At 69.1% G+C, this 9,880-nt stretch carries 13 protein-coding genes; 6 read left to right on the forward strand and 7 right to left on the reverse strand.

Going from position 1 to position 9,880, the window contains the following annotated elements:
* Positions 1-4 precede the first annotated feature (4 nt).
* Complete coding sequence (locus B1L11_RS23195) at positions 5-250, forward strand: hypothetical protein (protein ID WP_211591737.1); 246 nt, start codon at positions 5-7, stop codon at positions 248-250.
* An 80-nt stretch (positions 251-330) separates the two neighbouring features.
* Here the strand turns inward: B1L11_RS23195 and B1L11_RS23200 are convergent, their stop codons facing one another.
* The 3 genes from B1L11_RS23200 to B1L11_RS45505 all read right to left on the reverse strand — a co-directional run bounded on the left by B1L11_RS23200 (position 331) and on the right by B1L11_RS45505 (position 2,294).
* Positions 331-1,239 (reverse strand): Rieske (2Fe-2S) protein, encoded by a 909-nt coding sequence (locus B1L11_RS23200; RefSeq protein WP_079316430.1) that lies wholly within the window; start codon positions 1,237-1,239, stop codon positions 331-333.
* Between the two features lie 101 nt (positions 1,240-1,340).
* Complete coding sequence (locus B1L11_RS23205) at positions 1,341-1,892, reverse strand: HD family hydrolase (RefSeq protein ID WP_079316447.1); 552 nt, start codon at positions 1,890-1,892, stop codon at positions 1,341-1,343.
* A 195-nt stretch (positions 1,893-2,087) separates the two neighbouring features.
* Entirely contained in the window at positions 2,088-2,294 is a 207-nt protein-coding gene (locus B1L11_RS45505) for a hypothetical protein (protein ID WP_143737473.1), read from the reverse strand.
* A gap of 520 nt (positions 2,295-2,814) precedes the next feature.
* Here B1L11_RS45505 and B1L11_RS23210 point away from each other — a divergent pair.
* On the forward strand, positions 2,815-3,672 hold the full coding sequence (locus B1L11_RS23210; protein WP_079316431.1) for a helix-turn-helix transcriptional regulator: 858 nt from the start codon (positions 2,815-2,817) through the stop codon (positions 3,670-3,672).
* A 63-nt stretch (positions 3,673-3,735) separates the two neighbouring features.
* Positions 3,736-3,942, forward strand: a complete 207-nt coding sequence (locus B1L11_RS23215; RefSeq protein ID WP_179155283.1) for a DUF397 domain-containing protein — start codon at positions 3,736-3,738, stop codon at positions 3,940-3,942.
* A 121-nt stretch (positions 3,943-4,063) separates the two neighbouring features.
* On the opposite strand, the gene B1L11_RS23220 is transcribed toward B1L11_RS23215, so the two are convergent.
* Together B1L11_RS23220 and B1L11_RS23225 are read right to left on the reverse strand one after the other, a co-directional pair.
* Complete coding sequence (locus tag B1L11_RS23220; protein ID WP_079316433.1) at positions 4,064-5,512, reverse strand: catalase; 1,449 nt, start codon at positions 5,510-5,512, stop codon at positions 4,064-4,066.
* Between the two features lie 67 nt (positions 5,513-5,579).
* Positions 5,580-6,023, reverse strand: a complete 444-nt coding sequence (locus tag B1L11_RS23225; RefSeq protein ID WP_079316434.1) for a Fur family transcriptional regulator — start codon at positions 6,021-6,023, stop codon at positions 5,580-5,582.
* Positions 6,024-6,141: 118 nt separating this feature from the next.
* Here B1L11_RS23225 and B1L11_RS23230 point away from each other — a divergent pair, with 118 nt between their 5' ends.
* A complete protein-coding gene (locus B1L11_RS23230; RefSeq protein ID WP_256862811.1) occupies positions 6,142-7,230 on the forward strand; it encodes a CapA family protein in 1,089 nt (362 codons plus the stop codon).
* Between the two features lie 263 nt (positions 7,231-7,493).
* Entirely contained in the window at positions 7,494-8,063 is a 570-nt protein-coding gene (locus tag B1L11_RS23235) for a TetR/AcrR family transcriptional regulator (protein ID WP_306291694.1), read from the forward strand.
* A 20-nt stretch (positions 8,064-8,083) separates the two neighbouring features.
* Here B1L11_RS23235 and B1L11_RS23240 read toward each other — a convergent pair whose 3' ends face one another.
* Positions 8,084-8,479, reverse strand: coding sequence for a hypothetical protein (locus B1L11_RS23240; RefSeq protein ID WP_079316437.1), 396 nt, complete (start codon positions 8,477-8,479; stop codon positions 8,084-8,086).
* Between the two features lie 187 nt (positions 8,480-8,666).
* Here B1L11_RS23240 and B1L11_RS23245 point away from each other — a divergent pair, with 187 nt between their 5' ends.
* A complete protein-coding gene (locus B1L11_RS23245; protein ID WP_256862812.1) occupies positions 8,667-9,182 on the forward strand; it encodes a tetratricopeptide repeat protein in 516 nt (171 codons plus the stop codon).
* Between the two features lie 187 nt (positions 9,183-9,369).
* Here B1L11_RS23245 and B1L11_RS23250 read toward each other — a convergent pair whose 3' ends face one another.
* Positions 9,370-9,549, reverse strand: a complete 180-nt coding sequence (locus B1L11_RS23250; RefSeq protein WP_079316439.1) for a hypothetical protein — start codon at positions 9,547-9,549, stop codon at positions 9,370-9,372.
* Between the last annotated feature and the right edge of the window lie 331 nt (positions 9,550-9,880).

A 9,880-nucleotide genomic window follows, 5' to 3' on the forward strand; every position in this document is an offset into this window, starting at 1 on the left:
GGGTATGTCTGCCCTTGTGAAGGGCGACCGGGTGGAGATCGTCATCGATGCGGGGGGAACCCCGCGCACCTACGAGGTGGTCGCGACCAGGGCGGGCCGCCGGATCGAGATCACGACGGGCCGGGGAGTGGTCGAGGTCAGCGAGGTCACGCGGGCGGGCACTCCCGTCCGCACCGCGAGGTTCATGTCCAACCGTGTCCTCGCGCTGGTGGAACATCCCGCCGACGACCGCGGCCCGGACACCGGCTGACCGGGTCCGGGCGCGGAACGCGTCCCCGTGGTGGAGTCACTGTGGTGGAGTCCCCATGGTGGAGTCACTGTGGGGGTCAGTCACTCCGCGGGACGGACCTGGACGACGCCGTCCTGTCGCAGCCTGGTCTGGAAGGCCGGCTGGCGTGACGTCGCGGGTCCGTGCATGACCCGGCCGTCGGAGATGCGGAAGGCGCTGCCGTGCCACGGGCAGACGATGCACGCCTGGCCCTCCTCCATGGCGACCCGTCCCTGGTGGAGCGGGCCGGCGAGGTGGGAGCAGTTGTCCGCGAGCACGCTCACGTCGTCGCCGAGGCGCAGGACGAACAGATCGATGTAGCCGAGCCGCCGCCGGACCGGCCGCCCGTTGGGCAGGTCCTTGAGCGCGCACAGGTCGTGCCAGCCGAGCGGCATGAGATGGCCGACCGACTCCGCGTGGTTGGCCCCGGCCGCCTGGCGGTAGGACATGTGGCTGCCGAGGTGCGCACCCGCCGAGGCCGCCGCGAGTCCCGCGTACGCCAGTATGCGCCCGGCGCGTTCGCGTCCCGTCACCCGTAAGAAAAGAGAGCCCGTGTAGCAGAGCGCCGCGGCGGTGTTGGTCATGGCGTGCACCAAGCCCACGCGCTGCTGTTCGCGGTGCAGGGTGGACCAGTCGGTGAGGCCGGCCGCCACTGTGGGAACGGCGCTGCCCAGCCCCACCATGATCAGCGTCCGCGCCGCGCGTGAGCCCGTCTTGGTCATGTCCACCACGCTCGCCGACAGCCAGCAGCCGAAGGTCGTCACGGCGAGCGCCGGGTGCAACGGGTGCCCCATCGGCACGCCGTGCAGGACGTCTCGCAGCTTGCCCGGGCCGAGTCTGCGGCGCACCTTCTTGGATATGACGGTGATCGGCCGGTCGAGCACGGTGGCCCGCTCGAGCCCGTCGAGGAGCTCTGCCGAAGGGACCCTCCGTGCCGTACGGCCCGCACGCGGCCTGGTCGTCTCTTCCATGTTTCGCCCCCTAACACGGGATCACGTACCCCCGCGTCACAGCTGTGAACATGGACAGGCATGAGACGGTATATGCGAGTTTCGAGTCGGCGCGCTCCCGGTCAGGGCGCCAGATGACCCCGGGCGACCGAGCCGGCGACCAGCTCCGCGGCGTACTCGCCGAGCGTGGGCGACCCCTCCTCGATGAGCCGCACCTTCTCCATGACCTGGCGGGCCGTCACCTTGTAGAGCGGCCAGGTGCCGCCCTCGTTGCGGTGGTTGGCGATGATCGGCGCGAGCCGGTCGAGCGCCCTGGCGAACCGCGCCTCCGGTGTGCGCCGCTCCTCGAACTCGTCCCACAGGGCACGCAGGCGCGCCCCCTGGTCCTCCGGCAGCAGCCCGAAGATCCGGTCGGCCGCCGCGCGTTCGAGGGCGGCCTGCCCCTCGACCGCGACGGGGTCGTAGATGAAGGTGTCGCCGGCGTCGATCTCCACGATGTCGTGGACGAGCAGCATCGCGACCACCCTGGACATGTCGGTTCCCGGGGGCGCGTGCTCGGCCAGCGTCATCGCCATCATGGCCAGATGCCAGGAGTGCTCGGCGTCGTTCTCCCGGCGCGAGCCGTCGATCAGCGAGTTCCGGCGGATGACGCGCTTCAGCTTGTCGATCTCCATGTGGAAGGCGAGCTGGGACTGCAGCCGTTCGTGGATGAGCGCGGTCGTCACCTGCGCAAGCCTAACCGGTCACGATCAGTTCGTCCCCGATCCGGCGCCGCGCGCCGTCAGGCTCACGAAGCGCACGTCCTTCTCCCGTACGACGACGCGTCCCGCCTCGTCGTACGGGGTCACGGTGACCTCGTTGAGAGGGCGTCAGACGGTGAAGAGGCGGCCGACCTCCTCCAGTTCGCGCACGAGGTCGAAGCGGGGGTCGCGGTAGTGGCGGGCGCCGAAGCCGGTGCGGCTCACGGTCCATCTCAGTTCGCGCGCCCACCTGTCCTGGTCGGCGCACAGCGCCAGGTCGGCCATCGTCATCCGGCTTTTGATCAGCGATAACCAGGCGGCACCGGGGGGATTCACCAAGAGACTCCTTTCGGATGGGTGCCCAGTGGAGATCTCGTCGTTCTGAATTCGTCGTACGGAGGGCGCGTTCCATTCACGGAACGGCCCATTCGGTGTTCGCTGCGTGCGCAGTGCGAGCGCCGGCGACGCCGGCCGAATGTCGAAATCCCGCTGGCCCGGATGCCTCCCGTTGTCATGCGCATCCGAGGCGGCCGGCGCCCCTCGCCGGGCGCGTGCCCCGGATGGGGAACGGGCCGCGGAGTATTTCGCCGGCGACGCCGGCGCCCCCACACTCCGGAAGACCCTTCCCCCATCGATCGTGACTCAGGACGCATTGCCCTGCAATACTTGGCGAAAAGAAATCCGCAAGAATCTTGTGCGGATACGCTGCAAATTACGGTGCAACTTGCACGAGCGGGCGCGGTAATCTTCGGACAGGGCGCCCCTCACCCGCGCGCCCGATCCGCCAGGGCGCGCGCCCACCATCCGTGCGTCCACCGCAACCACCGGATTCACCGGATGAAGGAGGTCGGCCGGGGTGCCCGAGCACGGCAGTCCCACCGTCCGCCGCCGGCGGCTGGGGCAGGAACTGCGCCGGTTACGCGAGCGTGCCGATCTGACGGGCGACCAGGTCGCCGCCCGGCTCGGCTGGTCGGCGGCGAAGATCAGCAGGATCGAGACGGCGCGCACCTCGCCTCGCACGAGCGATGTTGAGGCACTTCTGGTGATCTACATGGTAGATTCCCGCCAACGCCAAGAGCTGCTCGCCCTGCACCGGGACGCGACCCGGAAGGGCTGGTGGGAGGATTATCGCGACTCCCTGCCCAAGGAATACACGACGTTCCTTGGCCTGGAGGCCGAAGCCACGGCAGCACGCGACTGGGAACCCCAGGTGGTGCCGGGTCTGTTCCAGACCGAGGCGTACGTCCGAGCCATGATGGAGAGCGGACAACGGAGCACCCTTGAGGCGCCGGGCGGCGTCCGCAGCCGGATCGAGGTCCGGATGGCGCGCCAGCAGGCGGTTCTCAGGGCGGAGAGCCCGCTGGCCATCTCCGCCGTCCTGGAGGAGTCGGTCCTGCTGCGCCGGTTCGGCGACCACGAGGTGATGCGGGAACAGGTCAGGCGGTTGATCGAGGTGTCAGAGCTGCCGAACGTCGAGTTGCGGATCCTTCCGCTCGACGCGGACCACCCGATCAACACCGGCGCGTTCTGCCACCTCAAGGTGCCGGAGTTCCACGACGTCGTGTACCTGGAGGCACTCCTGGGCGGGCGTCTGGTCGAGGACGAGACGATCGTCTACCGGTACGAGGTGGCATTCGACTACCTGGAGACGAAGGCCCTCGACGTGGACGACTCCCGCCGGTTCTTGGAGAAAACTGTCCGTCACTGGCGCTAGCCAGCTCTAGACCGCCCCGGGAACCCGCGCGAAATGATTTCCGGGGGGAGAGAAACGTTGTCCATGAACTCGATTGACCTGTCCGGAGCCGTCTGGTGGAAGAGCAGCCGGAGCTCTAACAACTGTCAGTGTGTGGAAGTGGCCGTACTTCCTGACGGCCACGTGGGTGTGCGCGACAGCAAGAACCAGGACGGCCCCGCTCTCGTCTTCACCCCCGCCGAATGGGACGCGTTCATCGGCGGCGTGAAGGACGGCGAGTTCGACCTTTAACGAGTCCGGCAGGAAATCGCGACTGCGCAATCGGCCCCGGCGGGGCGCTCTGACGACGGTCGCGGACGCGCGTACGCCCGCGCCCGGAAAGGGGCGCGAGCCGTACGTGAGGGGAAGGGGGTCAGGCGACGCCGAGCCCCTGCGCGACGCGCTGGCCGAGGTCCTTGTGGATGTTGGTCCAATACTCGACCACGCGCTTCTTCATGTCGGCGGTCACCTCGGGAGCCGAGGCGTGGCCGACGATGTTGCTCACCATGTGGTCGCGGTCGACGTCGGAGAGCACGTTCTCCCACAGCGCGCGCGGCTGGACGTAGTCGTCGTCCTCGCGGTGCCTGACGTACGCGCTCCGGATGATCTCACCGGCGACCTGGTAGTTCTCGCCCTCGTAGAGCGAGGGGTCGGCGGCGGGGCCGCCGAAGGAGTTCGGCGCGTACAGCGGGTCGCTCGGGTTGGCGAACGTCATGGCGCCGTCCTTGTTGTAGCTGTGGACGGGCGCCTTGGGCCGGTTCACCGGGAGCTGCAGGTAGTTGGTGCCGATGCGGTGGCGGTGGGTGTCGGGGTAGGAGAACAGCCGGCCCTGGAGCATCTTGTCCGGCGAGGCGCCGATGCCCGGCACCAGGTTGGCGGGCTCGAAAGCGGCCTGCTCGATTTCGGCGAAGTAGTTCTCCGGGTTGCGATTCAGCACGAACCGGCCGATGGTGATCTCCGGGTAGTCGGAGTGCGGCCAGACCTTCGTGAGGTCGAACGGGTTGAACCGGTAGTCCGCCGCGTCCTCGAAGGGCATGATCTGGACGTTGACCTTCCACGCCGGGTGGTCGCCGTTCCTGATGGCGGTGTGCAGGTCGCGGATGTGGAAGTCCGGGTCCTCGGCGGTCATGGCCCTGGCCTCGGCGTCGGTGAAGTTCTCGATGCCCTGCTCGGTCTTGAAGTGGTACTTGACCCAGAACTTCTCGCCCGCGGCGTTGTACCAGAGGAAGGTGTGCGACCCGAAGCCGTGCATGTGCCGCCACGTGCGGGGGGTGCCGCGGTCGGTCATGAGGAACGACACCTGGTGGGCCGACTCGGGCGACAGCGTCCAGAAGTCCCACTGCATGTTGTGGTCGTGCAGATGGTTGTCGGCGCGGCGCTTCTGCGTATGGATGAAGTCGGAGAACTTCGAAGGGTCGCGGATGAAGAAGATCGGCGTGTTGTTGCCGACGATGTCGTAGTTGCCGTCCTCCGTGTAGAACTTGATCGCGAAGCCGCGGGGGTCACGCGCGGTGTCGGCGCTGCCCAGCTCGCCGGCCACGGTGGAGAATCGAAGGAGGAGCTCGGTCTCCTCGCCCTTCTGGAACAGCTTCGCCTTGGTGTACTGGCTGACGTCCTCGGTGATGTGCAGCACGCCGTACGCGCCGCCGCCCTTGGCGTGCACCACGCGCTCGGGGACCCGCTCCCGGTTGAAGTGGGCCATCTTCTGGATCAGGTAGTGGTCCTGCAGCAGCAGCGGGCCGTTGGGACCGACGGACAGGGAGAACTCGTCGCTGGGAGCGGGAATCCCGGCGTCAGTGGTGGTGATGGGTCTGTCGGTCATGGGGCTGTCCTCCGGGGTCACTTCATGGGATGCGTGCGGAAAACGACGGAAAGCGGGGACGCGAGGCTCAGGCACGGGCGGAGTCGGACCGGGTGCTGCCGGTCTCGGCCCGGCACGGGGGGCACAGGCCCCAGTAGATGACGTCCGCCTCGTCCACCAGGTAGCCGGCGTCCGACGCCGGCTCCAGGCAGGGCGCGTGCCCCACCGCGCAGTCGACGTCCGTGACTCTTCCGCAACGGCGGCAGACGAGGTGGTGGTGGTTGTCGCCCACCCGCGTCTCGTACCGTGTCGGGCTGCCCGCGGGCTCGATGCGGCGGAGCAGTCCGCCGCGCTGCAACGCGTTCAGCGAGTCGTAGACGGCTTGCAGGGACACCTGGCCGACGCGTTCGCACACACCGCGATGGATGGCTTCCACGTCGAGGTGGTCGCCCCCGCTCACGGTCTGCAGGATCGCCAGGCGGGCCGCGGTCACCCGCAGTCCGGCCTCGCGAAGGCGCCCGGCGTCGTCCACAGCCCTCACGTTAGCAGTAAACTTGAATGACTCAAGTAAAGGAACTCTCCAAGTTTTTTGCCCCAGGATCTCCCACGGGCTCCCCGGATGCCGGCGGGAGATGGCATGCTCGGGTGCCGTGAGACGTCAGCCCCTCGCCCTGTCCCTGTTCGCCCTCCTCGCGGCTCCCCTCCTCGTCGCGGGATGCAGCCCGGCGGAGAGCGAGCCCGTCCCCGGCACGTCGCAACCGGAGGTCAAGACCGCGACCCCGTCTCCCAAGCCGCAGCGGCGGCCCTTCACGATCTCCTTCGCCGGCGACGTGCACTTCGAGGGTGTCCTGCGCAACCGGCTCAACGCCGACCCGCGTACGGCGCTCGGCCCGATCGCCGCCGTGCTGCGCAGATCCAACCTCACCGCGCTCAACCTCGAGACGGCCATCACCACCGCCGGTACGCCCGCGCCGGGCAAGCAGTTCACCTTCCGCGCCCCGGCCACGGCGTTCACCGCGCTCAAGGCCGCCGGGGTGGACGTCGTCACGATGGCCAACAACCACGGCATGGACTACATGGAGAGCGGCCTGCGGGACACGCTCGCCGCGATCAGGTCATCGAAGTTCCCCGTCATCGGCATCGGCGCGAACGAGACCGAGGCCTACCGGCCCTACCGCAGGACGGTCAACGGCAACCGGGTGTCGATCATCGGCGCGACCCAGGTGCTCGACGAGCAGTTCATCCAGGCGTGGACCGCCTCCGGCGACAAGGGCGGGCTCGCCTCGGCCAAGAACGAGCCCCGGCTCCTGCGTGCCGTACGGCAGGCCCGCAAGAACTCCGACACCGTCATCGTGTTCCTGCACTGGGGCACCGAGCTGGTCAAGTGCCCGACGCCGGTGCAGCGGAGCCTGGCGGACAAGCTCGTGGCCGCGGGGGCCGACGTGATCGTGGGCAGCCACGCGCACATCCTGCTGGGCGGCGGTTACTCCGGACAGGCGTACGTGCAGTACGGCCTGGGCAACTTCGCCTTCTACAACTGGGGCCCGGACACCGGGACGACCGGCGTGCTCACCCTGACGATCAACGGCAGGAAGGTGCTCAAGGACCAGTGGACCCCCGCCCGGATCAACGGCGGCGTGCCGATTCCCGTGACGGGCGGTGCCAAGCAGCAGGCGCTCGGCGCGTACCGCGCGCTGCGCGGCTGCACCGGCCTGTCGGCCGCACCGGCCGACTCCTGACGGCGGTGCTACGGGATTCTTGCCGCAATTCAGACGACTGGTCGATAAGCGCTGACCACGGCGCGTGAAACAGGCAAGATGGGTGAGTGTCCAGCCGGTACGTGAGGGAAGCAGGCGGTCCCGCCTTCGCCGTCGAGCACTGTTCACCCGTCGACAGTTGGGGCCGTGGGGGTGGTGAGGGGATGTCGCCGCGCTCGTCGCATCCCGGTGAGCCGCTGCGGCGGCGTCCTTCGCAGCGTCGTAGCGCCCGCAGAGTGGAGCGGATGCTCGACGCCTGCGCCGAGTTGCTCGACGAGGGCGGCTATGACGCGCTGACGACCACCCGGGTGGCCGAGCGGGCCGGGGTGGCGATCGGCTCGGTCTACCAGTTCTTCCCGGACAAGCGGGCGCTCAGCCAGGCCCTGACCCGGCGCAACGTCGAGTTGTTCGTCGCGCGGGTCGGGCGTCGCTTCATGGTCGAGGACTACGCCGGCTGGTGGGACGCCGTCGACGCCATCATCGACGAGTACGTCGAGATGCACCGCACCGTGCCCGGGTTCCGCTCGCTGCACTTCGGCGAGGTCTTCGATCTCGACCTCCTCGACTCCGTGTCCGACAACAACACCGTGATCGCCGGGCGGCTCCGCGCGTTGCTTCTCGCCGAATTCGGTCTCGCCGACAGTGAGGATTTGGACCGTGCCATTCTCGTCGCCGTCGAGGCCGGTGACGCGGTGCTGAAGCTCGCCTTCCGGCACGATCCCAACGGCGACCCCGGAATCGTGGCCGAAGCCAAACGGCTCGTCTGCGGATACCTGTCCCGCCAGCTCGCCTCCGCCGTCTCGGGCGGCGAATGACGACGGTTCGCGCCGGGGCCTCACTCGCGAGGGCGGCCGGGATCACCCGGCGCCTGCGGGCCGGGTACGCCGCGGGGGACGCCGATCGAGGGCCACAGTCCCGGCGCGGCGCCCTGGACGTAGGCCGTGTTCTGCCACGACCTGGTGCGGGTGCGCGGCGGTATCGGCAGCTCCCGGGCGTCGTCCTCGTCCGTCAGGCTCGGCTGCCTCTTCCCGGTCGTCCCGGGGCGGCATCCGAGACTCGCCGCCGGCTCGACTCTCAGCTCCATCATCTGCAGCTTGGCCTGCAGCCGGGCCAGTTCGGCGCGGGCCTGGTCGAGCGCCTCGTACTGGGCCGTGACGAAGCCGGCGAAACCCGGGACCACCGCGGCGAGCACCGTTGTGGAGGCGAGAGTCAGTATCACCCGCTTGGACATGCTGTAACGCTCCTCGCCGAGCTTCGATTGGCACAGGCGTGGTGCGATATTCCCGACTATCTGCAGAGAAAAGCGTATAGTAGCCAAACGTGTACTAATTGTTGCTTCGGCAATGCCTGGTGTTGTCCTGCGAAAACACGCCGGGATCGGTAGCCTCGGCTCTGTGGCACATGTGACAAATGAGCAGGTGGACCGACTGCTCGAACAGGCCCTGCTGCTCGATGACCACGGTGCCCTCGCCCGCCGCCTCGACGCGCTGGCCCAGGGGTACGAGTCGGGAGAGATGTCCAGGGCGGCGATCCTCGTGCTCGCCGCGGAGGAGTGGCGCCAGGCCGGTCAGCCCGCGACCGCCCTCGACCGTTACCAGAGCGCTCTGGAGGACGGCGGGGAGGTGCCGGTGGACCCGCGTGCGGGCATCGCCGACACGCTGTTCGAGCTCGACCGGCCCGAGGAGGCCAGGGCCGTGATCACCGCGGTCAGGGCAGGGGACTGGAACCCGGCCACCGCGCTGACCGTCGCCGAGACACTCGTGGCGTACGGCGACCTCGACGCGGCGCACGAGTGGGCCACCGAGGGCATTCGTGCCTGCGGCGCGACGGTGTCGGGCATCCGCGACTCGCTCCTGCGCACGCGCTACCGCATCCGGGTCGATCTCGGCCTGCCCGAGGACGACCTCGACGCCCTCCTCGACGTCTCCCGCTGAGTCACCACCCCGGCTACGGCTGAGGGCCTCCGGGGCGGACGTGTGAGGGCATGTGAAAAGGGGCCGTGTGTCACGGCCCCTTGGACACGTTGTTCTGGTTCGCTGTCTTCGGTTTCGCTGTCTTCGACGAAGCCGCCGGCCGCGAGGCGCCGCCCTCGCGCGTCCGCGGCGTACGGCGGATGGAGGGTTACGGCAGGAGTCTCTTGCCGGTCGCGGTGGCGAAATCGGTCACCGCGCGCGTGCCCGTCGCCTTGGTGAGGGCGGCCGGGGCGGTGATGTCGCCGTTCTGCTGACGCGCGGCCGCCTTGGGGTACTCGCGCGGCTGCAGCCGCGGCACGTGCCGGCCGTCCGCCGCGTCGGGCTGCACGGCCGCCGCCGTCCCCCGCCCGCGCGCGTCGTCGTGCCGTTGGCGCTTGTCCTTGGCCCCCTTCTTGCGCTCACCCTCCGGCAGGGAGCGTTCCGCGTGCCGGTCATGGGCCGGCCGGCCTGACCCGCCTGCGGGGCCGCCTGGGCGGCACTCTGGTTGGCGGCCGGTGCCGGGGCTATGACCCCGGGCCCGGGTGGAGGACGACGAGCGTCTGGCCGGTCACGCCGCTGACGCCCAATCTCTCCCGGTTCAGCCCAGAGGTCACCGACCTGGGGGTGGTCAATGTGCTTGGGTGTGCCTTCGCACGTGTTCACGTCGTGGCGCGCCCAGA

The organism is Microbispora sp. GKU 823, from assembly GCF_002027145.1.
In the GTDB taxonomy this organism is placed as follows: Bacteria; Actinomycetota; Actinomycetes; order Streptosporangiales; family Streptosporangiaceae; genus Microbispora; species Microbispora siamensis.